The sequence below is a fragment of the Paraburkholderia sp. J41 genome (assembly GCF_905220235.1).
In the GTDB taxonomy this organism is placed as follows: Bacteria; Pseudomonadota; Gammaproteobacteria; order Burkholderiales; family Burkholderiaceae; genus Paraburkholderia.
This window is the reverse complement of sequence record NZ_CAJMZE010000004.1, coordinates 237609-264209: the sequence shown is the minus strand read 5'-3', so window position 1 is coordinate 264209 and position 26601 is coordinate 237609. Positions and strand designations below refer to the sequence as shown.

Here is a 26601-nt window from a genome sequence, read left to right as displayed (position 1 = left end):
GCGGGGAGCGGCCGGAGGAAATCGCGCAGGCGGCGCTCAGAAACCCGCTGCCGCCTTCGCCAGCAACCCGCACGCGACGCACACGAGCACGCTCGCGAAGCCGATCTGCGTCGGGCGCGCGCCCACGCGCCGCGACGCCCGGCGCCCGAGCACCATGCCCGCGACGGTCGCGAGCGTGAACCACAACGTCACGCCGGGGCGCAGCGGCACGCCGTGCAGCACGGTCGCGGCCACGCCGCCGCTGCCCACGAGCGCGATGACCATGAGCGATGTCGCGACGATGCCGTGCATCGAGATATTCGTGAGCTTGCGCAGCATCGGCACGATGATGAAGCCGCCGCCCACGCCGAGCAGGCCCGTCATCAGGCCGGTGAGCGCGCCGGTGGAAGCGAGCGCGAACGCCGTGCGCGCCGACCACGCGAGCCGCCCCGTGTCGGGATTGATGCGCGCGACACACAGCCGCGACGCTTCGGGCGGCGTCTCGCGGCGCGCAACGGTTTGCCAGAGCAGCCGCACGGCAACCACGAGCATCACCACGGCGAACAGCGCGAGCAGCACGCGCTGCGAAAGACGCTGCGCGAGCTGCACGCCGAGCCAGGTGGCGGGCACGCCCGCGAGCGCCATGCAGCACGCCGCGCGATAGCGAACGAGCCGCCGCCGGAACGCCTCGATCGCACCGATGGCCGCGCTGCACGCGACCGCGATCAGCGCGACCGGCGTGGCCTGCTGCATCGGCCAGCCCATGCCGACCACGATCGCGGGCACGGCGAGTATGCCGCCGCCCGCGCCCGTGAGCCCGAGCAACGCGCCGATCATCGCGCCGAGTGCGAGTGAGACGATCATCGGGACTCCGAACGAAGGTTCAAACCGTGGCGTCGAGCGATTGGCGCCGTGCTTGCTCCGGCTGGCATTGCGCCGCCACGCGCGCGATGGATTCGATGGCGAACGTCACGTCGTCGTCGGTGGTGAAGCGGCCGAGGCTCAGGCGCACCGTGCGGCTTGCGGCTTCGGCGCTCAGACCGATCGCCGTGAGCACGTGCGAAGGCGTGCCCGCCGCCGAATTGCACGCCGAGGTGGACGAAATCGCCATGTCGCCGGTCAGCAGGAACGGAAAGAAGCCGGGCAGATCGATCGTGAGGCTCAAGGTGTTGGGAATGCGCGGCGCGCGGCTCGCGTTGTGCGAGACGCCGGGCAGCGCGAGCACGCCCGCGAGCAGCCGCTGCGCGAGCCGCTCGATGCGCGCGTGGTCGTCGTGCAGGTGCGTGCGCGCGAGTTCGCACGCCACGCCCATGCCGACGATCTGATGCGTCGCGAGCGTGCCCGAGCGCAGCCCGCGCTCGTGGCCGCCGCCGTGCATCTGCGGAGCGATGCGCTCGAACGCCGCGGGGCTCACGTAGAGCGCGCCGATGCCCTTCGGCCCGTACACCTTGTGCGCCGACATCGACATCAGGTCGATACCCAGCGCTTGCACGTCGATGGGCGTCTTGCCGAGCGCCTGCGCCGCATCCACGTGCAGCAGCGCGCCGGCCGCATGCACGACGCGCGCGATGGAGGCGATATCGGTGAGCGTGCCGATCTCGTTGTTCACGAGCATCAGCGAAACGAGGCCGGTGTCGGGGCGCAACGCGGCAGCCACGCTTTCGGCCGTGATCGCGCCGTTGGCCGCGGGCGCGAGGCGCGTGACGCGCATGCCGTGCCGTTCGAGATACGCCGCCGTGTCGAGCACGGCCTTGTGCTCCAGTTCGCTGGTGACGAGATGCGCCGCCTGGCCGGCGCGTTCCGCATAGCCCTTGAGCGCGAGATTGTTCGATTCCGTGGCGCCCGAGGTCCACACGATGTCCTGCGCGTGGGCGTTGATGAGCGCGGCCACCTGCCGGCGCGCCGTTTCCACGAGTTGCCGCGCGCGCTGGCCCGCGTCGTGCGAACTCGAAGCCGGATTGCCGAAGTCGCCCTCGATGCCGAGACAGCCCGCCATCGCCGTGATGACGCGTGGATCGGCGGGCGTGGTGGCGGCGTAATCGAAATAGTGCTGCTGGCCCGTGTGCGTCATGGCGTGTTTTCCGTGTTTTGCGCTGAATGGAATGCGGGCAATGCTACGCGTCGACGCGGGAAAACGGCTTCCAAAATAGCTGCCGATATCGGGATGGACGTAGAACGATTTTCTCCGTTATGCGCACCTGACGAGAAATCAGTTTTGCGCGGCCCGAACGGCCGCTGCGCAATCACACGAGCAATCACACGAGCGATCGGCACGCGCGTTGCGCGACGATTGACATTTCGAAGGAGAGTTTCGATGGCCATTCCGGCATTCACGCGCGCCGCGCTTACGGCAACGCTTGCGCTGGCGTGCGCCGCGCCCGGTGTGCAAACCGCGCTCGCGCAAACCCAGACGCCTGCGCGGCCGGCCAATGCGTCCACGCCGCCGTATGCGCTCAGCAACAGCGGTCAGGGCATGGGCCAGCAAAGCGGCGACGCGCTCATCACCGCGAAGGCGAAGGCCGCGCTGCTCGCGGCCTCGGGCCTCGATTCGGGCAACATCCACGTAACGACGGACGCCGGTGTCGTGACCTTGAGCGGCGCGGTACCGCGTCGCGCGCAGAAGGAGCAAGCCGAGCGCACCGTCAAGCAGATCGACAACGTGGTGGGCGTGCGCAATACGCTCGCGGTCGACGAAGCGCCGCAGTAGTTCGTTTCTGTGTTTCCGCGGTAGTTACGCAGTCGTTTGCCGCGGTGGTCAGTCGTCAGGCTTCAGGCTTCAGGCTTCAGGCGGGTTACGCGTAATGCGCGAAACGAGGCGCGCGCACCGCGCCGCACGAACGCCTGGAAACCCGCGCTTACGGCTCGGGCGTGGCGATATCGGCGCGGATCAGCTGGTCGGCCAGCGCGAGCGCCGCGCGGCGTGCGTCCGGACCGGTTGCGCAGGGGCCGGGGCGCGAACAGCCCTCGAACGGATAGATGATCCGTCCGTCGAACTTGCGGCGTATGCGCAGCAGGCCGAAGTAGCGGCCCGCGCTGTCGATTTGCTCGCCGCAAAAAACGTCATAGTCGTCAGCCGTGGTCGGGCGTCGCCCAACCGGCTGCGGCCTTTTACCTGACATGGGCAACTCCGCAATGACCGTGGGATATGCGCAAGCGACCGCAAGTGTCGGGCCTGCTCGCTGGAATCCCCGCGCCGCGTGCGTTGCAGCGAGGTGCCGGGGCGCGGACGCAAGCCGCGTTCGCGAGCGCGCGCCCCCTCGCCCGCGACGGACTTTGCACGGCCGCGCCCAATCCCGGGCAAAATACGCGTTCGCCACGAAAAAGCGTCGCCCTCGCCCCTGCACTCGCAAGCCCGTTCGCCAGCGAAAGGAGCGCACCTGGCCCGCGACGCCGCTAATCCGCCCCCTGCGCCTCACATGAACGACCACCCTCGCGCCGCCGTTGCGCCCGCCGCAGCGAATTCGCCGCGCTTCCTGCTGTTTTTGATCTGCCTGTTCGCGTCGGCGGGCCAGCTTGCAATCGACATTTACGTGCCCGCGCTGCCCGCCATGGCGCGCTATTTCTCCACGTCGCCGCAAGCCATCCAGTCGAGCGTCTCCGTTTATCTCGCTGCGTATTCGCTCGGCCAGCTCGTGTTCGGGCCGGTCTCCGACGCGTTCGGCCGCAAGCGCGTGCTCGCGTTCGGGCTGATCGTCTACACGGTCGGCTGCGTGCTTTCGCTGTGCGCGCCCAACCTGGAAGTGTTCGTGTTCGCGCGCTGCCTGCAAGGCTTCGGCATTGCGGCGACCAATCTGCTCGCGAAGGCGATCATCACCGATTCGTTCACGGGCGTCGCCGTCGTACACGCGTTCACTTATATGTCGATCACGTGGGGACTCGCGCCGATCGTCGCGCCCGTGATCGGCGCGCATTTGCAGGAGTGGTTCGACTGGCAGGCGTGCCTCGTTTTCCTGCTGATCTACTCGATCGCCATGTGGGCGATCCTGTGGCGCTATCAGGAAACCTTGCGTCAGCCGGTGCATCTCGAACTGCGCACGTTGATCGCGAATACCGGCAAGGTGCTGTCCAGCCCGGTGTTCCAAAGCTGCTTTCTCGCCCAGGGGCTGTGCTACGCGATCCTGCTCGTCTTCAACGTGGTCGGGCCGTTCATGGTGCTCAACACGCTGCACAAGCCGCCGACTTTCTTCGGGTATCTCGCGCTCGGCATTGGGCTCATGTATTTTCTCGGCGGACTGTCGAACCGCGTGCAGGGGCCGCGCTATCCGTCGCCCGAGCAGCGCCTGCGCTGGGGTTCGCGCGTGATGGCGGGCGCGGCCGTCGTCATGCTGGCGCTGGGCCTCACGGTGGGCTTGCGCGTGTGGACGCTGGCCGCGCCGGTGCTGGTGATGGGGCTGTGCGCGGGCGCGATGTACCCGACCTTCATGGCGAAGGGCAACTCGCTGTTTCCGCACATCGCGGGGCTCACGAGCGCGATTCTCGGTTGCGCGCTGCTGCTGGTTTCCTCGGCGATGATGGGGCTGGCGGGCTTCGTCTCCGTTCACGTGCTCACGCCGCTCGCCGTGTTCTTCGTGCTGCTCGCCTTGACCGTGGTGACGATGACGACGAAGCTATTGCGCCATCTCGCGCAGATGGAAGCCGAAGCCGCCGCCGTCGCGCCCTGCAACGGCGAGGCGGCGTGATGCGGCATGATGCGATCTGATGCGGCGTGAGCGCGTCGAATCTGGACGCGCCGGAACCGGAACTGCGCGAATCGGGCGAACCGGGCGAATCGAATAAATCAAGTAAACCGGCGCGACAAGTCGAATCGGCCAGGCAATCCGATGGATCGACTCACCGAATCGACTCGCCGAACTAACAACGAGTTAGCCCGGCGGATCGGCCCCGTCGCCCCAATCAGCGAATCGCGCGCGCCACGTCCTGCAACTGCGTGAACGCGCGATAACGCGCCTCGTGCCGCGCGGCGATCTCGCCCGAGGCGGGCGCGTAGACCTTCTCGATCTGCGACATCGCCGCCATGGCCGTGCGCACGTCCACGTACAGCCCGCCGGCCACGCCGCCCAGCATCGCCGCGCCCAGCAGCACGGGCTCCTCGGCCGCGGTGGCGAGCACCGGCTTGCCGGTGGCGTCGGCAAGAAGCTGGCGCACGAGATCCTGGCGCCCCGCGCCGCCGCTAATCACGATCTGCTCGATGGGCGCACCCGAGCGCGCCTGCACCTCGATGATCTGCCGCAGCCCGTAACCGATGCTCGCGATGCCCGCCACGTAAAGCGCAACCAGGCTTTCGACGCCGGTTTCCATGCTCAGGCCCGCGATCACGGCCCGCGCGTGCGGGTCGGCGAACGGCGCGCGGTTGCCGAGAAATTCGGGCACCACGTGCAGCCCCTCCGCAAGCCGTATCGCGCCCGACAGCCCCTCGCCGCCGGCGGTTTGCGCGGCGAGCGCGGCCAGCATCGCAGGCAGCGGCTGCCCCTCGCGCGCCGCGCGCCGCGCCGCTTCGTGCGCGTGAGGATGCATCGCCACGAGCCGCTCGATGGCGGCGCCCGCCACCGACTGCCCGCCTTCGTTGAGCCACGCCTCGGGCACCATCGCCGAAAAATACGGGCCCCAGACGCCGGGCACGAACACGGGATCGCGCGTGGTCGTCATCGTGCAGGACGAGGTGCCGAACACATACGCGAGGCACGCCTCCGGCCGCCCTTGCGCGCCCACCGTGCCGATGCCGCCCGCGTGCGCGTCGATCACGCCCGTGGCGACCGGCGTGCCCGCGCGCAAGCCCAGTTGCCCGGCGGCTTGCGGCGTCAGGCCCTGGCCGAGCGGCGTGCCCGGCTCCACGATGTTCTGGCCGATGCGCGCGAATTGCTCGTCGGCGAGCACGCCCAGCCCCACGGTGCGAAAGTAGCTTTCGTCCCAGCGCCGTTCGTGCGCGAGATACGTCCACTTGCAGGTGACCGTGCAGGTCGAGCGCGCGAGGTCGCCGGTGGCGCGCCAGGTGAGGTAATCGGCGAGATCGAAGAATTGCCACGCCGCGGCGAACACCGCCGGGCGATGTTCGAGCAACCAGAGCAGCTTGGGCGTCTCCATCTCGGGCGAGATTTTTCCGCCGACAAAGCGCAGCACGTCGTGATTCGTCGCGTTGATGCGTTCGGCTTGCGCGAGCGCGCGGTGATCCATCCACACGATGATGTCGCGTTCCGCGTTTTCCGAAGGCCCGACGGGCAGCGGCCGGCCGCCCTCGCCCAGCACGACCAGCGAACAGGTGGCGTCGAAGCCGATGCCCGCCACCTGCTCCGCCGCCACGCCCGCCTGCGCGAGCGCGTCCTTCACCGAATCGCATACGGCACGCCAGATTTCCGTGCTCGATTGCTCGACGATGGCGCCGCTTTCGTGGAATACGGTGATGTCGCGTTTGGCCGCGCCGACCATGCGGCCGCGCGAATCGAAAATGCCGGCGCGCGCGCTGCCGGTGCCGACATCGACGCCGATCGCGTAGCGTTCGCCCGCTTGCTGTTGAGTGGTCATGACTTCCCGGTGTGTGGTTCGCGCCGCGGTTCAAGCGGATTCAAACAGGTTCAAACGGATTCAAATGGCTCGCCCTTCGGCGTCGCGAAAGGCGCGTACAGGGTAATCGCGTTCACAGATCGACGCTATTGGGCAGAATCACGAGATCGCGAATGGTCACGTTGCGCGGGCGCGTGAGCATGAACACCACGGCCTCGGCCACTTCCTGCGGCTGCATCAGGCTGCCTTGCGCGAGCGCTTCGTCCATCTTCGCCTTCGGCCAGTCGTCGAGCAACGCGGTCACCACGGGTCCCGGCAGCACCGCGCCCACGCGCACGCCGTGTTTGGCCACCTGGCGGCGCATGGTGTGCATGAACGCCTGCACCGCGAACTTCGAAGCCGTATAAACCGGCTCCCACACCACCGGCACCACGCCCGCCACCGAACTCGTGAACAGGATGTCGCCCGACTTCTGCGCGACCATGTGCGGCAACACGGCCTGCACCGAGCGGAACGCCGCGTTGATGTTCAGGTTCAGCATGCGGTCCCAGTCGTCGGGATTGCCGTTGACCACTTCGCCGCCGATATAGGCGCCCGCGTTCGCGTGAAAGATGTCGAGACCGCCCGCGAGGTCGAGAATGCGCGGCAGCATGGTGGCGAAATCGGCGGGCCGGAGCAGGTCCATGGCGAGCGCGAACGCGTTCGGCCCGAGTTCGCCGCAGCACTGCGCGAGGCGGTCCTCGGCGCGGTCGATCAGCACGACCTTCGCGCCTTCGTCGATCAGCGCGCGCGCGCAGGCGAAGCCGATACCCGAGGCCGCGCCCGTTATGGCGGCCACTTTTCCGTTGATGGATACAGACATGAACGACTCTCCTCAGAGGTTTCAGGCGCGGGCTCGCAGGCGCGCGCGTTATGCGTCGTCGCTTACGCGCGGCCGTGCGAAACGCGCGACTGGCGCGCGAGCGAATCGACGATCACGGCAATCGCCAGCACGGCGCCCGTAATCATGAAGCGCAGCGACGACGACAGGTTCAGCAAGGTAAGACCGCTTGCGATCGACTGGATCACGATGATGCCGAGCACCGCCGACCACGCGCTGCCGCGTCCGCCGAACAGGCTCGTGCCGCCGATCACGGCCGCCGCGATGGCGTTGAGATTGACGTCGCCCGTGCCGGCTTGCTGGCTGGCCGAGGCGAGCCGCGCCGCCGTGAGCACGCCGCCCAATGCGGCGAAGCCCGCGCACAGCACGAACGCGCTCGTATAGATCGCGCCGACCTTGATGCCCGCGCGCCGCGCGGCTTCGTGGTTGCCGCCCACGGCGTTCATGGAGCGGCCCCAGCGCGTGCGCGTGAGCGCGTATTGCATGACGACGGCGAGCGCGAGAAAGAGGCCGAACATGAGCGGCACGCCGCGCCCGCGATTGAGGTACGCGACCACCAGTTCGAGAAACACGGTGATGGCGGCCGCGCGCGTGACGAGGCTCGCGACCGAAGGCGCCGAAAGCCGCGCCGCGTGACGGCGCGCGCGCGTGCGCATGCCGAGCAGCAACAGCACCGCGCCGGGCAAGAGCGCAATGACGTGCGAGACCATGGCGGGAATCACCATCAACTGCCCGAAGTTCACGATGGTCGAACCGTACGGCAGATTGATCGAGCCGGTCGCGCCCAGCACGTAGAGTTGCAGGCCGAGAATGGCGAGCAGGCCCGCGAGCGTGGACACGAAACTCGGCATGCCGATCCAGTTGAGCAGCAGCGCATAGAGCGCGCCGATGACCGCGCCCACCACCAGCGCCGCGACAATGGCGAGCAGCACCGGCCAGCCTTCGTTGACCCAGAGCGTGCCCACCATCGCCGAAGCAAAGCCGCTCATCGAGCCGACCGAAAGATCAATCTGCCCGACCAGCAGCACGCACACGATGCCGAGCGAAATGACGCCCACCGTCGAGCAGTCGAACAGCATGTTGACGAGATTGTCGGCGGAAAGAAACACGGGGTTCAGACTCGTGAAGACCGTCCAGATGATGACGAGCCCGGCGATGACCGGCAGCGAGCCGAGATCGCCCGAACGCACGCGATCGACGAACGCCGACACCGTTTCGCCGATGCCGCTCGCGTGCTTCACGCGCACGTCGCTGCGGTCGAGCAGCGCGGCTTGCGCCGACGGTGCCGATGGTGTCGACGGTGCTGATGGTGCCGATGGCGCGGCGTGCGTGGGCTGCGTGGGCTGCCCGGAAACGGGCTGATTAGGATTGCTCATGATGCTGCCTTTCATTGAACGTCCTGTTGCGCCTGGCGGCGGTCCGCGCGCCGCGACACGGCGTTTTCGGTCGCGCCCGTGATCGCGGCCACGAGGTCCGCGTTCGACGAATCGGGGTAGAACACGCCGTTGTTGCGCCCGAGCCGCAGCACGACGATGCGGTCGGCCACGGCACGCACGTCTTCCATGTTGTGGCTGATCATGATGACGGCGTGCCCGCGCTCGCGCACGCGCTCGATCAGGTTCAGCACTTCGGCGGTTTGCGCTACGCCGAGCGCGGCGGTCGGCTCGTCGAGCATGATGAGCTTAGGATCGAGCAGCAGCGAGCGCGCGATGGCCACGGTCTGACGCTGGCCGCCCGACAGCGAAGCCACCACGTCGCGCACGCTGGGAATGCGCGCGGAAAGCTCGTTGAGGAGCGTCCACGCTTTCACTTCCATCGTCACTTCGTCGAGCCGGTACGGGCTCAGCTCGCGGCCCAGAAAGATGTTGGCGACCACGTCGAGGTTCTCGCACAGCGCGAGATCCTGAAACACCGTGGCAATGCCCAGGTCGAGCGCCGCGCCGGGGTCGGAGAGCGTCACGCTGCGGCCGCCGAACGTGATGGTGCCCGCGCTCGGCTGATGCACGCCCGCGAGCACCTTCACGAGCGTGGACTTGCCCGCGCCGTTGTCGCCCACGAGCGCGACCACTTCGCCCGCGTGCACGTCAAGCTCGATATCGGTGAGCGCCGAAACCGCGCCGAAGTGTTTGGAGATGCCGCGCAGGCTCAGCACCAGTTCGCCGCGCTTCGCACGGGTGGACTGCGTGGTGGAGGGCTCAGACATGAAAGGAATACCTCTTCGTCGTCATCGTGGCGCTTCGCGTCCGGCGCGCATCGTCGCGCGCGCCGGACGCGAATTCCCGGCTTTAGTTAGCGATGCCAAGCTTCTTGCAACCGTCCGCATAGCGTCCGGTGCAGAGATCCTTCGCGCTCGCGAAACCCTTGTCGATCACTTCGGCCTTGAGGTTTTTCTGCGTGATCACGGCCGGCTTGAAGAGTTGCGTGGGCGTCTTGAACAGCGTGGTCTCGCCCTTGACCGGCTGGCCGTTGAGAAAGCCCACGGCCACTTTCGCGGCCGCGCCCGCGACGATCTCGCTGGGTTTGAGGATCGTGTTGTACTGGTCGCCCGCGATGATGAGTTGCAGCCCCGCCGTGGTGGCGTCGTTGCCGGTCACGGGCGGCACCGGGTTCACGCCCGCCGCCTTGAAGGCCGCGATGGTGCCGCCGGCCGTGCCGTCGTTGGCGGCCACCACGCCCACGATCTGCGTGGAAAAGCGCGTGATCTGGCCGCTCACCCATTGCTGCGCTTTCGGCGGCGCCCATTCGGGCGTGTCGTATTCTGCGAGCGTCTTGTAGCCGCTGCCTTGGAGCCCTTCGTGAATGCCCTTCTTGATGAGCCCGGCCGCCGCATCCGTGGGCGAGCCGTTGACTTCGAGCACGCCCCCCTTGCTTGCCGCCACGCCGCTTTCCTTCAGGTGCTGCACGAGCGACTGCGCGATCGACTTACCGATGTCCTCGTTGTCGAACGAGACGTAGTAGTCGGCCGGCGTGGAAGGAACCGGGCGGTCGTAGGCGATCACCTTCACGCCGCGCCCCTGCGCCATATGCACGAGCGAAGCGGCGGCGGTCGAATCGACCGGATCGAGCACGATCACCTTCGCGCCCTGCGCGATCACCGAATTGAACTGTTGCTGCTGTTGCGAGGCGTCGGCGTTGGCGTTCTGGTAGAGCACCTTGCAGTCGGGGCAGAGCTTGCCCATTTCGGCCTTGAAGCCCGGAAAATCGTGCTGCTCGTAACGCGTGGACGCCTGATCGGGCATCAGGAACGCCACCGTGCCGCTGGGCGCGGCATAGGCGGCGCTCGCGCCGGCAAGGCCTAACGCGGCGGCCAGGAGTTGCAGGCGCGCTTTCCTGCGGGCTTTCGTGCGCATCGTCTTGCGCGCCGGCGTGCGCGCTTGCGTCATGAGTGTGTTCATCGAGTGTCTCCGTTTATTGATTGATGTGACGATGAAGGCGGGTTGGAACGGCCGGCGCATCGCACGGATGAGCGCATCTTGCGCCGTACTTGCTACAGGCACTGCGTGTGAATCGACCTCGAACCAAGCGGCCTCAGCCGAAAGCCTGCGCGCCGTGCATGGCGTCGTCCGGCGCGCGGGCCGGGTTTGCGCTCGCGGCGTTGAGCCGCTGATACGCACGCCATCGCGACGGCGACATCTCCTTGAGCAACAGGAACTGCCGATTGAAGTTGGAGAGATTGTTGAAGCCGACCTGATAGCAGATGTCGGTAATGCTGTGCTCGCCCGACATCAGCAACTGGCACGCGAGATTGATGCGCAGCCGGTTCACGTAGCGCACGAACGACACGCCCGTATGGCGCCGGAAATAGCGCGAAAACGCGCTCACGCTTTGCCCCGCGAGCGCCGCGAGTTCGGTTTCGCGCAACTCCTGCGAGAGATTCTTGCCGATGAACCCCAGCACGTGATTGATGCGCGTGCCCGCATAGCGCGCGGGATCGGCTCGATAAGCCACGCTCGCGAGCATCGCGGGCTCCGCGCTTTGCACGAGCAATTCGAGCAGCGCGATAAAGAGCGTGATGCGACGCATGCCTTGCGCGTGCAGCATCTCGCGCAAAATGGGCTCGGCGGCCGCGCCGGTTTCGGGCGTGAACAGCAAACCCCAGCGCGAGGCGTCGAGCAGCGGCGCCACGCGGCGGAACTCGGGAAACACCTCCGTGGCGCGCGCGATGAACGCCGAATCGAATTGCAGCACGAGGCAGCGCTCGTCCACCTGCTCTCCGGGCGCGACGTTGCTCACCCAGTTATGCGGCAGATTCGAGCCGATCATCACGAGATTGCCGGGCGCGAAGCTGCCGATGAAATCGCCGACGAAATATTTCCCCGTGGTAGCCGTGATCAGATGAATTTCGTACTCCGGATGAAAATGCCAGCGCACCGTACGATACGGATAACCATGCGACCACACCTTGAACGACTCGTCGCGCGGCACGGCCACGAGTTCGAGGTCCGGAGGCGAGAGCCGCGCGCGGCGGGCGCCGGGCGCCTCGGTAGGCGCGGCGCCCGGCTTCGCGCCTGGCTTCTCGTCCGGGCGCGCGCCCTGCCCGGTCTCGATCGTCTGCATGTTCCGTCCTCCTCCCGCACCGCTCTTGTTCTTGTGCGACGCCCTGTACGCTGAACCGGCGGCACCTCGGCCGCCAATCGCCATAACCGAAAATTACCCGCGGCGCACCTGCGTCGCCACTGAAAATCAGACCGCAGACTGATACTTTCTTGCATTCGGGTAAGCCCTGGCGGGCTTAAGTGTCAACTTTTGTGCAAGGCAGCAGGCCAGCGCAGCCAGGTGGCGCGCGGCGAACCATCGTTCGCGCATCGGTTCTCGCCACCGCGAGCGGGCGTGCCAGGCTCGTGGCGTTCCGGCCAGCGCGCGTACCGCGTGGGCAGCACACGAAGGCCGCTCGCCCTTCAAATGCTGCGCGGCGCGATGCGGACAATGCACGTCGAAAGCCTGCGCATCGAAAATCGTCGGGCGGCATGGCGTGCGGCACGCGCGGCAAATTGGCGCCGAAGGCGATGGCCGAAGGCGCGACAGGCGGCCATGCGCGTTGCCGCGCAAAAAAAGGGCGGCTTACTCCACGCCGAGATTGCGCCACATCTTCGCCGTGAGCCGCTGGCGCGCCTTGTCGTAATCGCGCCACGGATCGTCGTGCAGCGCGTCGAGCCGTTCGTGCAGATTCGCCACGTTCCATTGGTCGCCGCGCGTGACGGAGTCGAGTTCGTCCCAGTCGATCGGCACGGAAACGCCCAGCCCCGGCCGCGCGCGCGGTGCGAACGCGGCGATCGTGCTCGCACCGCGCCCGTTGCGCAGGTAATCGACGAAAATGCGGCCCTTGCGGTTCTGCGGCCCCGCTTTGGCGCTGAAGCGATCGGGCAGCGTGGCGGCCATGTGGCTCGCCACGGCATGCGCGAAATCCTTCGATTCGTCCCAGCTTGCATGGCGTGCGAGCGGCACGACCACGTGAAGGCCCTTGCCGCCGCTCGTCTTGCACCACGAACGCAAGCCCAGCGCCTCCAGCAGCTCGCGCGTGAGCCGCGCCGCCTCGATCATGCGCGCCCAGTCCAGCGCGGGGTCGGGGTCGAGATCGAACACGATGCGATCGGGCTTTTCGATGCTCGTCGTGAGCGCGTTCCAGGTGTGCAGTTCGATGGTGTCCATCTGCGCCGCGCCGACCAGCGCCTGCACCGAATCGAGCGTCAATAGCGGCTCGTGGCCGGGATCGAGATCGGCATGCTGGGTGGCGTGGGGAATGCCCAGCCTCGTGGCGTGCTTCTGGAAGAAAAGTTCGCCGCCCACGCCCTTGGGCGCGCGCGCGAGCGCCACGGGCCGCTGCTTCAGATGCGGCAGCAGCCACGGCGCGATCCATTCGAAATAGCGGACGAGATCGAGCTTGCGCAGGCCGCTTTGCGCGTCGATCACGCGATCGGGGTTGGAGATGCGCACGCCGCTCACCTGGGTTGCCGCGTTCGCCGCGCCGCCCGTTGTTCTGGATTCCGAATCATTGGATGCGGACGGCGCACGCCGCGCGGCCGACTGTTTCGTCTTGCTGACCGGCACCGATTGTTTTTCCTGCACGATATCCTCCGCTGGCTTATCCGTGCGCAAGCCGATGAACGACGCCTGGCGCACCACGCCCGCGCTCGTCCACGACTTGAAGCGCACTTCGCCCACGAGTTCGGGCTTGACCCAATGCACGCGCGCACGCGTTTCGACGGCGGGCACGGCGGCAAACGGCGAAGTCGTGCTCGCGCGCGACTTGAGTGCCTTGGCGATGGACTTCAGCCGTGCGTTGTCGAAGCCCGTGCCGACCTTGCCTGCGTAGCGCAACTTGCCATCGCCTTCATACACGCCGAGCAGCAGCGCGCCGAAGCCTTCGCGGCTGCCCGTCGGATCGGTATAACCGCCGATCACGAATTCCTGGCGCTGCGAGCAGCGCAGCTTGAGCCACGCCGAACTGCGCGTGGACGTGTAATGACTGTCGCGCCGTTTGGCGACAAGGCCTTCGAGTTTGGCCTCGCATGCGGCGGCGAGCAAGGTTTGCGGGTCGCCCTCGAAGGCTTCGGAAAAGCGCAGCGCCTCGTCGTCGTGGTTCGCCAGCACGGCTTCCAGCGCCTTGCGCCGCGCTTCGAGCGAGCACGCGCGCAAGTCCATGCCGTTGAGCCAGGGCAGATCGAACAGCCAGAACGCGATGCGTTCCGCGCGGCCTTCGTCGAAGGCATTTTGCAGCGCCTGGAAGTCCGGCACGCCCTGCGCGTCGAGCACGACCGCCTCGCCGTCCAGCCACGCCGATTCGACGTCGAGCGCGCGCAGCGCTTCCACCTGGCGCGGAAACTTCGCGGTCCAGTCGTTGCCGGTGCGCGTGTAGATGCGCACATCGGCGTCGGCGCGCGCGTTGCGCTCGATGCGCGCCAGCACGCGGTAGCCGTCGAATTTCATTTCGTAGAGCCAGGCATCGCCTTGCGGCGGCGTTTCGGCGGGTGTGGCGAGTTCGGGCGCGAGCGTCGCGGGCAACTTTCTGCGCACGGCGCCTTCGGGTTTCATCGCGGCTTGGTCGGCGGCGGTGTCGGCGGCTTTGTCGTGGGCTGCTTTACCGGCGGCGTTTTTATCGGCGACTTTATCGGCAGTGTTATCGTCGGTCTTGCTGGCGGCTTTGCGCGCGGTTTTGCGAGCGCCGGTGCGCGCCGGCGCGGCAGCCTGGGCCACGCGCGCTTCGGCTTTCGTCGACGCTTCGGCTTTCGTCGACGATACCCTGGCCGCGCTTTTCGCCGCGCGTTTCTTCGCCGCCGCGCGCTTGGGCGGCGCGCCCGCTTCGTCGTCGATCACCTTGAATTCGTCCTCGGCAACCGCCTCCTCGTCGCGCTGCTTGATGAGCAACCAGCTTTCCTGCTTGCCGCGATGCATGGGACTGCGCACGAGCGTCCAGCCGCCGTGCAGCTTGCCGCCCTCGAGCGTGAACTTGAGCTTGCCCTGTGCATAGCCTTCGCGCGCCGCGCGCATGCCGCCCTCGGGGTGCCACACGCCGCGGTCCCATATGTCGACGATGCCCGCGCCGTAACTGCCCTCGGGAATGCGCCCTTCGAACGAGCCGTACTCCACCGGATGATCTTCCACCTGCACCGCGAGGCGCTTGACCGTGGGATCGAGGCTCGGCCCTTTCGGCACGGCCCACGACTTGAGCGTGCCGTCGAGTTCGAGCCGGAAATCGTAGTGCAGATGGCTCGCGTCATGCCGCTGGATCACGAACGAGGCCTCGTCCCTGGCGGCCCGTTTGCCGCGTCGACGGCCCGGCGGTGTGCCGCCGCGCGGCTCCGGCGTGGCGTCGAAGCGCCGTTTCGATTCGTAGACTTCGAGCTTGTGCTTCATCGCAGTTCCCCTTCATGGCGCGCACGCGGCTTTCGTCGAGGCTGTCGTCGCGGCATTCGTCACATCGCTCACGCCGCCTTGCGGCCGCGCTTCGCCGCGGGTTTCGCACGCGGCGCTTCCTCCTCGCCCGCGCCGCCCTTGCGCTGACCGAGACTGCGTTTGAGCAGTTCGGAAAGATCGACGATATCGGCGCTGCGGCTCGGCGCTTCGGCGTGCTCGACCGGCATGATTTCGTGCGCCTTGCCCTCGCGCACCTTGCGATCGGCGAGCGCCAGAATGGCGTCGCGGTAAGTGTCGTGATAAGACGCGGGGTCCCACGTCGTGCTCATGTCGTCGATGAGCTTCTTCGCCATGTTCAGTTCGCCCGCGCTCACGCCCGCCGCCTTCGCGCTTTTCGGCAAACCCTGGATTTCGTCGATGTCGCGCACCTCGGTGGACCAGCGCAGCGTTTGCAAGGCCAGCGCGGGACCGGCCGCCACCAGCGCTGCGAGATGCTGGCGGCTATGCAGCACGACGTTCGCAATGCCGATCTTGCCGCTCGCCGCGAGCGCATCGCGCAGGAGTGCGTAGGTTTTGCCGGCGCGCTTGTCGGGCGCGAGCCAATAAGGCGTGTCGAGATAGAGAAACGATACCTGGGCGGCTTCGACAAAACCGAGAATGTCGACCGTTTGCGTCTGCTCGGGACTGGCCGCGTCGATTTCCTCGTCGGACATCACCACGTAAGCGCCCTTTTCATACTCGTAGCCGCGCACGATGTCCTCGCGCTTGATCGGCTTGCCCGTGCGCTTGTTGATCTGCTGATAACCAACGGGGTCGAGCGAACGCTTGTCGAGCAGATTGAAGCCCGTGTGTTCGCTCTGCGTGGCCGGAAAGACTTCGATAGGCACGTACACCAGCCCGAAGCTGATGGCGCCCTTCCAGATCGCGCGCGGCATGAGGGGTTCTCCTCGCAGGTGAGGTGGTCGTCGGGGAAGCTTTCATCAAGCAATCGCGATGCCCGCGCGTTGCGCTTTATGTATCGACTCGTCTTGCGCCGGAGCAAACGACCGCGCGACGTTAGCCGGGGGCTCGCCTTGTCGTCGGCTGGAAATCATTACGGAAGTTACCAAAAAGGGCCGCAACACAGGCGTAACAGGGGACCGCGACGGGACCGCGCCGCGTCGGTTGACGAACCGCATGACGGAACCGGCAACGGGAATAAGCAATGCTGTGCGGGAGTCAAGCGCCAGACATCGCGCCGCAACGCACTGCGCGGCAGGTGTCACGGCGAGAGCCAAGGGAGGCTGAAGCATGCCGGACGATGGCGCATCCGCGCTTAACGTCGACGACGTCCTCATTACCGAACTGCTGGCGAGCCGGCCCAGTCGCCTGTCCGACTACGAGGGCGAAAGCGGTGCGCTGGCGGCGCTCGCCCAGGAAATGGCGCGCAATCCTTCAGGTGTCCTGCACAAGGTCGCCGACTTCGCGCGCACGCTCTGCGGCGCCGATTCGGCAGGCGTGAGCGTGTTCGAGCGCGACGGCGGCGAACCCGTGGTGCGCTGGTGCGCGGTGTCGGGCGCGTACGCCGCGCATCTGAACCGCGCGCTCCCGCGCGACGCGTGCGCCTGCGGAACGGTGGCCGAGCGCAATGCGTTGCTGCTGTTCGAGCGGCCGGGGCGCTGCTTCGCGCCTTATCACACGATCGAGCCCGCCATCGACGAAGCGCTGCACGTTCCCTGGATCGTGGACGGCGAGGTGGCGGGCACCGTCTGGGCGCTCACCCACGCGGCGGCGCCGGGTGCGGACCTGGACGCGGCCCCGGCCCCGGCCAAGCACTTCGATGCCGAGGACGCGCGCCTTCTGCAAGACCTCGCATCGTGCGCGTGCGCCGCGCACCGGATGACACGCGCGCTGCGCGACGCGCAGAACGCGGGCGAAAATCTCGCCGCCCAGGTGGCCGCGCGCACGCGTTCGCTGCAAGACGTCAACGCGCGCCTGCGCGACGAATCGAAACATCGGCGCGAGGCCGAAACCGCGCTGCACGAAAGCGAGGCGCGCTTGCAGGCGGCGGTGTCGATCGACACCGTCGGCGTGCTGTTTTTCAACCTCGACGGCACGATGGCCGACGCCAACGAAGCCTTCGAGCAAATGAGCGGCTATAGCCGCGCCGATTTGCGCGCCGCCGCCCGCGCCCAGCCGGCCCGCGAACGCGGCCGCGATGCGCAGCGCGAGGCGCGCAGCCGCACGCGCGTGCCGCTCGACGCGCTGGGCGTGACCACGCGCGCGGTCAACGACCTCGCCACCGCCGGGCGCACGCAGCCCTACGAGCGCGAACTCGTGCGCAGGGACGGCACGCACTGGTGGGGACTTTTCGCGCCCACGCGTCTTTCGGGCGCGGGCATGGAGTCGAAATGCGCGGAGTTCGTGCTCGACATCACCGAGCGCCGCCGCGTGGAAACCGAATGCCTCGAAAGCGAGGAGCGCTTTCGCGCGCTCGTGGAAGGCTTCGCGCAGGCCGTTTGGGAAACCGACGCGCAAGGTCTTGCCGAAAGGCCCTCGGCGAGCTGGTCGGCGTACACAGGCCAGCCCGCCGACGAATGGTTCGGCGACGGCTGGTTCCACGCGGTGCATCCCGAGGACCGCGCCCTCGCGATGGAAAACTGGAAGGAATCCGTGGCGACGCAGCGTGTGGTGAACGCCGAATTCCGCCTGCAAATCGCCACCGGCGGCTGGCGCTGGACCAACCTGCGCGCCGCGCCGCTCTGGAACGCCGACGGCAGCGTGCGCAAGTGGGTGGGCATGAACATCGACATCGACGACCGTCATACCGCGCAGGAAGCGCTGCGCGAAAGCGAAGCGCGGTTTCGCGCGCTCGCCGACGCCTCGCCCGCGCTGATCTGGCAGATCGACACGCTCGGCAACACCGTTTATCTGAACCAGCGCTATCTGGCCGCCATCGGCCTCACGCCCGACGAGCTGCTGCTCACCGCGTGGCATGCGATCGTGCATCCGCTCGATCTGCCGAGCTTTCTCGCGAGCCTGCAAGCGGCGCAGCGCGAGCAAAGCGCGTTTCAGAGCCGCATTCGCATCAAGGTCAAGGACGAAAGCTGGCATTGGTTCGAGACGGGCTGCGCGCCGTGGTTTTCGGCGAACGGCGAATATCGCGGCCACGTGGGCGTTTCCATCGACATCACGGAGGCGGTGCGCGCCGAGGACGCGCTCAAGGAAGCCGACCGGCGCAAGGACGAATTTCTCGCGACGCTCGCGCACGAACTGCGCAATCCGCTCGCGCCGATCGCCAACGCCATGCATCTGCTGCGCCGCCACGACGTGTCCGCCGACTCGCGGCCGATCCTGGAGATGCTCGATCGCCAGGTGCATCACATGGTGCGGCTCATCGACGACTTGATGGAAGTGTCGCGCATCACGCGCGGCAAGATCGGGCTCGTGAAGGCGCCCGTCGCGCTCGCGGAGATCGTCGGCAACGCGCTCGAAACGAGCCGCCCCGCGATCGACCAGGCGGGCCACGCGCTCACGGTGTCGATGCCCGAGGCGCCGCTGATGCTCAACGCCGACAGCACGCGGCTCACCCAGGTGTTCACCAATCTGCTCAACAATGCCGCGCGCTACACCGACAAGTCCGGCCGCATTCACCTGAGCGCGCGGCGCGACGGCGACTGGGCCGTGATCGCGCTGCGCGACACGGGCATCGGCATGTCGGCGGAACAAATCGACAAGGCATTCGAAATGTTCGCGCAGTTGCAGCGTTCGGCCATGCGCAGCCCGAGCGGCCTGGGCATCGGGCTGACGATGGTGCGCCACCTCGTGCGCATGCACGGCGGGACGGTCGAGGCCGCGAGCGCCGGACCCGGCAAGGGCAGCGAATTCACGGTGCGCCTGCCGCTCTTGCGCGAGGAAAGCGTCTCGCGCGCCGAAACGGCAAGCGGGCGCGCGAGCCGGCCCGGCCCCGGCGAGCCGCTCGCGGGCAAGCGCATTCTCGTGGTGGACGACAACCGCGACGCCGCCGATTCGCTCGCAATGGTGCTGCAAAGCGAAGGCGCGGACGTACATGTGGCCTACGACGGCGCGTCCGCGCTCGCGGCGCTCGAAGCGGCCGCGCCGCAGGCGCTGCCCCAGGCCATCGTGCTCGACATCGGCATGCCGGGCATGGACGGTTATGCCATTGCGCGGCACATTCGCCAGAGCCGGCGCTTCGGCGGCGTGTTCATCGTCGCGCTCACGGGCTGGGGCCAGCACGCCGACCGGCTGCGCTCGCGCATGAGCGGCATCGACTCGCATCTCACCAAGCCCGTCGATTTCCGCACGCTTCTGGACTTGCTCATCGCACATTGAGCCTGCGGTTCGCCGGCGCGCGGCATGTCGCGGCATGTCGCGGCACGTTACTGAACCTGCGGTTTGATTCGACGGGGCGATGACAGAATGTCTTATGACGATTCATCGACGCGCCCGCGAATTCATCGGCGGACTGAAAATGATTGACCCTGCATCCGTTGCATCGGGTATGCGCCGTGCTGCGCAGATTCGGCTGGCGGCTCGCAATGGAGAGACTACAATGAATTGGTGTACCTGATATCCGCCTGGCAGTGAGTTCAGTCAGTGAAGTTCAATAGCAGTTGGAAATGACACGGTTCTAATCCACTCATTCGCTATTCCACTTCTGGAGGCATGCATGACGTGCCTGAACGAAAGGATCGTCGGCGCTCTCTTGCTTATGCTGAGCGGATACGCGCTCGCCGACGGCCCTGCTGCCGACGTGCCCGAAACCATCACGGTTGCCAATATTGCAACCGTGCCGATGGAAGTCGGTTCATCGTTGCCGGAAACTACGGCCTATTTGCATCGCTACGAAATGCAATATCAGGCAAGCCAGTCCCATCAAGCCGATCCTTTTTACGCGCAAATGGAAAACTTCTATAGCGCGCCGCTCGACACCAACGAATTCTCGTTCGCGAAGCCCGCCGGCAGCAAGAACCGGCGCGACACGGCGCCCGCCGCCACGGCGAGCGCGCTACGTATCGGCCCTTCCACGGCGCCGCAAATCTCCATCGTGCAAATGCCGAATCAAACGCTTACGCTCGGCGCGCAACCGCAGCGGCGACTGTCGTTGACGGTGGACGACTGGGTATTCTCGGCAACGGCGCGGCTTGCCGTGCTGAAGTCGCACGATACCGGCGCGACGCTCACGGTGCGCAAAGGCTTCTAAGTTCGGCACGCGCCCCGAATCCCTTAGCACTCCTTTTCATGAGCGACGAAATCGTTGCATGAGGTTGCCGCCTCGCGCGGCACAGCACCGCATTCATAGCGGCCGCACCGCCACCGCGAGGCCGCCGTTCTCGGACGGCAGATGCGCGACGCTCGCGGCCGGGCCGGGGCGCTGGTAATAAAAACCCTGCGCGTAGGCAATGCCGAGACGGCATAGCATCTGATGCTGCGCCTGCGTTTCCACGCCCTCCGCGATGATCTCCATGCCGAAGTGACTCGCCACCGCCGCGATGCCCTTCATCAACTGATCGCCGCGCCGCTCGAGCTGCTGCACGAACTGCCCGTCGATTTTCACGTAGTCGAACGGAAAGCGCGCGAGCAGATCGAGATTGCTGTGATGCGTGCCGAAGTCGTCGATGGCGAAACGCACGCCGCGCGCCTTCAGCGTTTCGAAAATCGCCTCGGTATGCGGGCGCTTTTCAAGCAGGAAGCGCTCGGTCACTTCGAGAATCAGCACGACGCCTTGCGGCAGGCGCTCGACGGCCGCGAGCACGTCGGACACGAAGTTCTTGCGCTCGAAGTCGGCGGGCGCCACGTTCACGGCAACATGAAACGGCCGCGAACCGCTCGCCTGCGCGCTCATGCGCGCGCCTTCCGTGCTCGCGCGCTCCAGCACGAAACGCGTGATGCGGCCCAGCAACCGGCTCGCCTCGACATCGGCCATGAACACGGCGGGGCTGATCGCGCCGAACTTGGGATGGTTCCAGCGGATCAGCGCTTCCACGCCGTTCACGCTGCCCGTGGCGAGTTCGATCACGGGTTGGTAGACGACGTAAAACTGACCGTGCCGCAGCCCGCGCTCGACCGCCGAAAGCAGCAGCCGGCGCGGCGCGAACGCGATGAGCCAGATCGCGCCCATCAGGAGATCGACGAGCAGCGCCGCCGCGCCGAACATCAAACAGTATTTCCAGCGCGCCGCGTCGTAGGCGGCCGGCGCGAACGCCACGCTCACGTCGAAACCCCAGCGCTGCGCGGCGGCGCGCGCGCCCGGACGGCCTGGCGCATGGTCGGCGGCTTCTTGCGCCGCCTGCGCCGAAGTCCAGACACCGAGGTCGTCGAGCGTGCCCGCGCCGGGAACCGTGAGCGTGACGCGGGACGCGCCATAGCGCACGCCGTGCGCGAGCGCATCGGTGATATAGGTCGATTCGATCACGTAGAGCAGGCCGAGCCCGTCGTGCGTGGGCACGTAAAGCGGCATCACGGGCACGGTGGGTTGCCACGGCGAGCCGCCGATCAGGTTGATCGAAGTGCGCGCGGGAACGGTGGCGAAAAACGGCGCGAGCGGCCGGTCGAGCGGCCCGAGCGCCGACGAGCAATAGATCCTTCCGTTGGCCACGAGATTGACGCCGCGCACGTAGTTGACGTGCGTGCGCAGCTCCGCGAAGCGGCGCGCCACGCTTTCGCAGCGCTGGCCGGGCAGCGCTGCCAGCGCGCCGCGTTGCGACGTGTGTACGCTGTCCAGCATGCGTTCGACGGCGGCGACCATGTCGACTGCGATCAACCGCTCGCGCGCGCGTATCGACTCGGTGCCCTCGCGCACGCCCGCAATCATGGCGAGCAGCAGCAAGCCCAGTGCGCACACGCAGGTGGCCGCGAGCGCGAAGGTGGGCATGACGCCCGACAACGGGCGCTTACGAATGGGAAACCAGGCGGCACTTGATGTCATGAGTACACGGTATCGTGCGGCCCGCGCACACAGTCGCGTCGCCTGTGCCTCTCGTCGCGCAGTCTAACCGGCCGTTTTTTGTATGACGGAAATGATACGACAGCGCCTGTTGTTTGACGATTTTTACGGCGCAATCCGTTGGAGAAATGCACCGGGAATGCAGCATGCGCATCCGCAACCCGAGCCGCTTTCGCCATTCGCCTGGCCTTATCCGCCGAAGCCGACATATCCGACGAATCCGCCGAAAATACCAGGAGACTCCGCGCCGATGAATTCGCCCACCACGTCGACCGACGCGCCCGCCATCGTCGAAACCACGCTGCCCGCGCGACTCGACCGTTTGCCGTGGGGGCGCTTTCACGTGCTGATCGTCGTGGCGCTGGGCGTGACGTGGCTGCTCGACGGCCTTGAAGTCACGCTTGCGGGCGCCGTGGCGAGCGCGCTGAAAGCCAGCCCGGTGCTGCATTTCGACAACGCGCAGGTTGGCCTCGCGGGCAGCGCCTACATTGGCGGTGCGGTGCTGGGCGCGCTGGGTTTCGGCTGGCTCACGGACCGGCTCGGGCGCCGCAAGCTGTTCTTCATCACGCTCGCGGTGTATCTGCTGGCCACGGCGGCCACCTCGCTCTCGTGGAGTTTCGCGAGCTTCGTGCTGTTTCGCGCGCTCACGGGCGCGGGCATCGGCGGCGAATATGCGGCCATCAATTCGACGATCCAGGAGTTCACGCCGGCGCGCGTGCGAGGCTGGACCGACCTGAGCATCAACGGCACGTTCTGGGTGGGCGCGGGGATCGGCGCGGCGGGCTCGCTCGTGCTGCTCGACGCGCATCGGCTTCCCGCCGACTGGGGCTGGCGCGCGTGCTTTTTGATCGGCGCGGTGCTGGCGCTCGCGATCTTGCCGATGCGCCGCTGGATTCCCGAAAGCCCGCGCTGGCTGCTCACGCACGGCGAGCACGACGAAGCGAAGCGTATCGTCGACGACATCGAGGCGCGTTTTCGCGAGCAAGGCCATACGCTCGACGAACCCTCGCACAAGCCGCTGCGCCTGCATGCGCGCAGTCGTACGCCGCTTCGCGAAGTGATGCGCGCGATCTTCGTGGTGCATCGGCGGCGCGCGCTGGTCGGGCTTTCGCTCATGACCGCGCAGGCGTTCTTCTACAACGCCATTTTCTTCACCTATGCGCTGGTGCTCACGGAGTTTTATCGCGTGCCCGGCGGCGCGGTGGGCTGGTATCTGCTGCCTTTCGCGCTCGGCAATTTTCTTGGGCCGATCCTGCTCGGACGCTTGTTCGACGTGATCGGCCGGCGTCGCATGATCGCGGCCACCTACGCGATTTCCGGCATTTTGCTTACCGCGAGCGGCTGGATGTTCGAGCAAGGCATGCTGACGGTCATCACGCAAACGATGGCGTGGATGGTGATCTTTTTCTTCGCTTCGGCGGCGGCGAGTTCCGCTTATCTGACCGTGAGCGAATCGTTTCCGCTGGAAATTCGCGCGCTCGCCATCGCGGTGTTTTACGCGTTCGGCACGGCGCTGGGCGGTATCGTCGGTCCGGCGTTTTTCGGGCGCCTGATCGACACGCATCAGCGCGGCGAAGTGTTTACGGGCTATCTGGTGGGGTCGGCGCTCATGATCGGCGCGGCGATCGTTGCGGCCATCTGGGGCGTGGACGCCGAGCGCAAATCGCTCGAACACGTCGCCGCGCCGTTGTCGGCGGTCGGCGACGAATAGCGCGTGTTACTTCGGCATCCTTAGAATTTGTGCGTGATGCCCGCGAGCACCGCAAGCTGGTTGGGCGTGGACGACGCCGAAAGCCCGTTGATGTTCGCCACGGCCGCCTGGCCCGTCGAATCCGTGCCCGAGGCATGCTGATAAAGGCCGATCAGATACACCTGCGTGCGCTTGGAAAAGATATACGTCGCGCCCAGATCGCCTTGCTGGTAATTCACGCGGTTCACGCCGTAGCCGTGCGTGTAATCGTACGCGGCGCCCAGCAGGACGGAAGGCGTGACGAGATAGCGCACGTTGAGTTCGCCGTTATGGAATTTCGCCGCGCCGCTGTAGCCGCGCGGATCGAGGCTCGCGAATGCGCCCAGATCGCGGAACTGCGTGTTCGTGTACACGGCGCCGAGCGTGGCCGCGCCCACGCGATAGGTGCCGCCCAGCGCGAGAATCTGCTCGCTGCCCGCCGAGGCATAGCCCGAATAAACGCGGCTCGCGGCCATGTTGCTCGCGCTCGCGCTGGACGTGGCGTTGTTGCCGAAGTACGAGAAGTTCGGATCTTCGACATGCACGAACGCCGCGCCGAGCGTGAGCGGCCCGTTGACATAACCCGCGCCGAGCGACCAGATCGCATTGCGGCTGAACTGCCCCGCCACGCCGCCGAAACTGTAAAGCCCGCTCACGCGCAAGCCGTTCCAGGTGGGGCTCGTGTACTTCACCGAACTGTTCGAGCGATAGTCGTTGTTGGTGTTGTCGAGGTCGCCCGGGTGTCCGCCCAGATACGTCGCCCATTGCGTGCCCGCGATCAGCGGCCCCACGAAATCGACGACCGAATCGTATTGGCGGCCGAGCGTGAGCGTGCCCGCCTGCTTCGACGTGAGGCCCACGTAGGCCTGGCGTCCGAACAGATCGCCGCCCTGCTGAAAGCCGCCGGTGTTCGACGAATAGCCGTTTTCGAGCAGGAAAAGCGCGCCCGCGCCGTTGCCGAGATCCTCGTAGCCGCGCAGGCCCCAGCGGTTGCCGAGCACGTTGCTGCTGTTCATTTCCACCTGATGCTTGCCGCCCGCGTTGTTCGCGTAGACGAGCGCGGTGTCGATGGTGCCGTAGAGCGTGACGCTCGATTGCGCGTGCGCGGCGCCGGCGCAAGCGGCGAGCGCGAAAGCGGTCAGAACGGGGCGCGTGGGGGCGAAAGCTTTCCTCAATTGATTCCTCGTTTTATTTAGCAGTCCGATCGGTCGGCGCAGGCGCGAAGCCGTGCGGGAGACGACGTGAGCGGCGGCGATCGGAGCGCGGGGCTGGTCGATGCGAGAGTGTTGCGATTTCGGGCCTGCCCGGTCCAACAAGAAAACAATTTCGCGCTGAAAAGATTTTGCTATCAATGATCGCCACACTGGCCGCCATTGCGACCGGACGGCGAGACTGGACGGCGATCAAATCGACAAAAAAAACGGCGCGTTATGATGCGGGCTCGCTATGTCCCACGCCCGTGCGCACCATGAACATCCGGTTTCTCGAAACATTCATCTGGCTCGCGCGTTTGCAGAATTTTCGCCTCACGGCGGAGAAGCTGCATACGACGCAGGCGGCCGTGTCGAGCCGCATCGCGTCGCTCGAGGAGAGCTTCGACGTGCGGCTGTTCGACCGCAATTCGCGCTCGGCCACGCTGACGCCCGCGGGGCGCAAGATGCTCGCGTACGCCGAGCGCATCGTGAATCTCGGCGAGGAAATGCGCCGCGAGGTGGAGGACGCGAGCGGCGACGGCGGGCTGATCCGCATCGGCGTGGTGGAGTCCATCGTGCATAGCTGGTTTCCCGCGCTGATGGCGCGCGTGCGCGAGCGCTTTCCGCATCTCGAAGTGGAGGTGACGAGCGACACCACGATCCATCTCGCGCAACTGCTGCGCGCCGACGCCGTGGATCTGATCCTGCAAACGCACGCGCTCAACGACCGCGAGTTCGCCGATCAACCGCTTTGCGAATTCCCCATGCGCTGGGTCGCGAGTCCGGCGCTCGGTCTTTCGGGGCAAGCCGTGGATCTGGCGCGCCTCGCCGAATTTCCCGTCATCAGCTTTTCGCGTCATTCGGGGCCGCATATCGCGCTCGAACGCGAGTTCGCGCGCGCGGTCGAGCGGCCCGTGCGCATCAATTGCATCAGCTCCGTGGCGGCGATGATCCGGCTCGTCGCGGACGGTTTCGGCGTGAGCGTGCTGCCGCCCGCCATCATCCAGCGCGAGTTGCGCGAAGGCGCGCTCGAAGTGCTCGACGTGGAAAGCGGCTTCGTGCCGCTGCCGCTCGTCGCGAGCTACCGCTTGCAGAATCACCCGATGGCGGCGCGCGTCACCGAACTCGCGGGCGAGCAGGCGCGCGCTTTCGTGCTGGCTTTGGGGCCGGAGCTGGAAGGCGGGAAGGCGCCGGCCGGCAGGGTTATCGACGAAAACCAACCGCCCGGCGGCGCGCGCGCGGCCGCGAAGCGCCCGAGCGGGCGCGCGGCGGAACACGCCGGCGAAGCGGCGGACCGAGCGGCCAGCCAGTCGAACGCCACGGCGGCGCGCAACGCGGGCCGCAACGCCACCGCGAGCGCCAACCTCACACCCGCCCAGGCGCCCGCCCGGCCGCGCGCGCCGCGCGCCGCCCGCAAGCGATAAGAAAACCCTTTCACTGCGTATTTTTTTTCTTGTTGGACCGAAATGCCCCGCTCTCGCCAAACTGCGCTGACCGATTCAACGACTCAACGCTTTGCGCA

At 66.8% G+C, this 26601-nt stretch carries 18 protein-coding genes and 1 pseudogene; 6 read left to right on the top strand and 13 right to left on the bottom strand.

Annotation, left to right across the window (positions count from 1 at the left end):
- Nucleotides 1-36: 36 nt before the first annotated feature.
- Together U5805_RS06270 and U5805_RS06265 are read right to left on the bottom strand one after the other, a co-directional pair.
- The gene (locus tag U5805_RS06270) at nt 37-843 is read right to left on the bottom strand and encodes a sulfite exporter TauE/SafE family protein (RefSeq protein WP_322102581.1); all 807 of its coding nucleotides are present in this window, start codon (nt 841-843) and stop codon (nt 37-39) included.
- A 49-nt stretch (nt 844-892) separates the two neighbouring features.
- Nucleotides 893-2050, bottom strand: a pseudogene (locus tag U5805_RS06265) (cysteine desulfurase family protein); the annotation flags it as partial.
- Nucleotides 2051-2293: 243 nt separating this feature from the next.
- Here U5805_RS06265 and U5805_RS06260 point away from each other — a divergent pair.
- On the top strand, nt 2294-2686 hold the full coding sequence (locus U5805_RS06260) for a BON domain-containing protein (RefSeq protein WP_322102580.1): 393 nt from the start codon (nt 2294-2296) through the stop codon (nt 2684-2686).
- A gap of 148 nt (nt 2687-2834) precedes the next feature.
- Here U5805_RS06260 and U5805_RS06255 read toward each other — a convergent pair whose 3' ends face one another.
- Nucleotides 2835-3098, bottom strand: coding sequence for a DUF6723 family protein (locus U5805_RS06255; protein WP_322102579.1), 264 nt, complete (start codon nt 3096-3098; stop codon nt 2835-2837).
- A gap of 297 nt (nt 3099-3395) precedes the next feature.
- Between U5805_RS06255 and U5805_RS06250 the strand changes: the two genes are divergently transcribed.
- Nucleotides 3396-4658, top strand: coding sequence for a multidrug effflux MFS transporter (locus tag U5805_RS06250; protein WP_322102578.1), 1263 nt, complete (start codon nt 3396-3398; stop codon nt 4656-4658).
- Between the two features lie 214 nt (nt 4659-4872).
- Here U5805_RS06250 and U5805_RS06245 read toward each other — a convergent pair whose 3' ends face one another.
- From U5805_RS06245 to U5805_RS06210, 8 genes are all read right to left on the bottom strand, one after another.
- Nucleotides 4873-6498: an FGGY-family carbohydrate kinase gene (locus U5805_RS06245; protein WP_322102577.1), complete on the bottom strand. Its 1626-nt coding sequence runs from the start codon at nt 6496-6498 to the stop codon at nt 4873-4875.
- A gap of 112 nt (nt 6499-6610) precedes the next feature.
- The gene (locus U5805_RS06240) at nt 6611-7339 is read right to left on the bottom strand and encodes an SDR family oxidoreductase (protein ID WP_322102576.1); all 729 of its coding nucleotides are present in this window, start codon (nt 7337-7339) and stop codon (nt 6611-6613) included.
- Between the two features lie 62 nt (nt 7340-7401).
- Nucleotides 7402-8733, bottom strand: coding sequence for an ABC transporter permease subunit (locus tag U5805_RS06235; protein WP_322102575.1), 1332 nt, complete (start codon nt 8731-8733; stop codon nt 7402-7404).
- An 11-nt stretch (nt 8734-8744) separates the two neighbouring features.
- Nucleotides 8745-9560 carry an ATP-binding cassette domain-containing protein gene (locus tag U5805_RS06230; protein WP_322102574.1) on the bottom strand — a complete coding sequence of 272 codons (816 nt, stop codon included), beginning with the start codon at nt 9558-9560 and terminating at the stop codon, nt 8745-8747.
- Nucleotides 9561-9642: 82 nt separating this feature from the next.
- Nucleotides 9643-10752 (bottom strand): sugar ABC transporter substrate-binding protein, encoded by a 1110-nt coding sequence (locus U5805_RS06225; protein WP_322102573.1) that lies wholly within the window; start codon nt 10750-10752, stop codon nt 9643-9645.
- 133 nt (nt 10753-10885) lie between these two features.
- Complete coding sequence (locus tag U5805_RS06220) at nt 10886-11914, bottom strand: AraC family transcriptional regulator (protein WP_322102572.1); 1029 nt, start codon at nt 11912-11914, stop codon at nt 10886-10888.
- A 504-nt stretch (nt 11915-12418) separates the two neighbouring features.
- Nucleotides 12419-15211, bottom strand: a complete 2793-nt coding sequence (gene ligD, locus U5805_RS06215; protein ID WP_322102571.1) for a DNA ligase D — start codon at nt 15209-15211, stop codon at nt 12419-12421.
- A 68-nt stretch (nt 15212-15279) separates the two neighbouring features.
- A complete protein-coding gene (locus tag U5805_RS06210; RefSeq protein ID WP_322102570.1) occupies nt 15280-16146 on the bottom strand; it encodes a Ku protein in 867 nt (288 codons plus the stop codon).
- A 355-nt stretch (nt 16147-16501) separates the two neighbouring features.
- Here U5805_RS06210 and U5805_RS06205 point away from each other — a divergent pair, with 355 nt between their 5' ends.
- Together U5805_RS06205 and U5805_RS06200 are read left to right on the top strand one after the other, a co-directional pair.
- Nucleotides 16502-19543, top strand: coding sequence for a PAS domain S-box protein (locus U5805_RS06205; protein ID WP_322102569.1), 3042 nt, complete (start codon nt 16502-16504; stop codon nt 19541-19543).
- Nucleotides 19544-19922: 379 nt separating this feature from the next.
- Nucleotides 19923-20414, top strand: a complete 492-nt coding sequence (locus U5805_RS06200; protein ID WP_322102634.1) for a hypothetical protein — start codon at nt 19923-19925, stop codon at nt 20412-20414.
- Nucleotides 20415-20507: 93 nt separating this feature from the next.
- Here U5805_RS06200 and U5805_RS06195 read toward each other — a convergent pair whose 3' ends face one another.
- Complete coding sequence (locus tag U5805_RS06195) at nt 20508-22139, bottom strand: EAL domain-containing protein (RefSeq protein ID WP_322102568.1); 1632 nt, start codon at nt 22137-22139, stop codon at nt 20508-20510.
- A gap of 268 nt (nt 22140-22407) precedes the next feature.
- On the opposite strand from U5805_RS06195, the gene U5805_RS06190 reads away from it, so the two are divergent.
- Nucleotides 22408-23868: an MFS transporter gene (locus U5805_RS06190; protein ID WP_322102567.1), complete on the top strand. Its 1461-nt coding sequence runs from the start codon at nt 22408-22410 to the stop codon at nt 23866-23868.
- A 20-nt stretch (nt 23869-23888) separates the two neighbouring features.
- Here U5805_RS06190 and U5805_RS06185 read toward each other — a convergent pair whose 3' ends face one another.
- A complete protein-coding gene (locus U5805_RS06185) occupies nt 23889-25061 on the bottom strand; it encodes a porin (RefSeq protein WP_322102566.1) in 1173 nt (390 codons plus the stop codon).
- Nucleotides 25062-25354: 293 nt separating this feature from the next.
- On the opposite strand from U5805_RS06185, the gene U5805_RS06180 reads away from it, so the two are divergent.
- A complete protein-coding gene (locus tag U5805_RS06180; RefSeq protein WP_322102565.1) occupies nt 25355-26503 on the top strand; it encodes a LysR family transcriptional regulator in 1149 nt (382 codons plus the stop codon).
- The last annotated feature ends 98 nt before the right edge of the window (nt 26504-26601 follow it).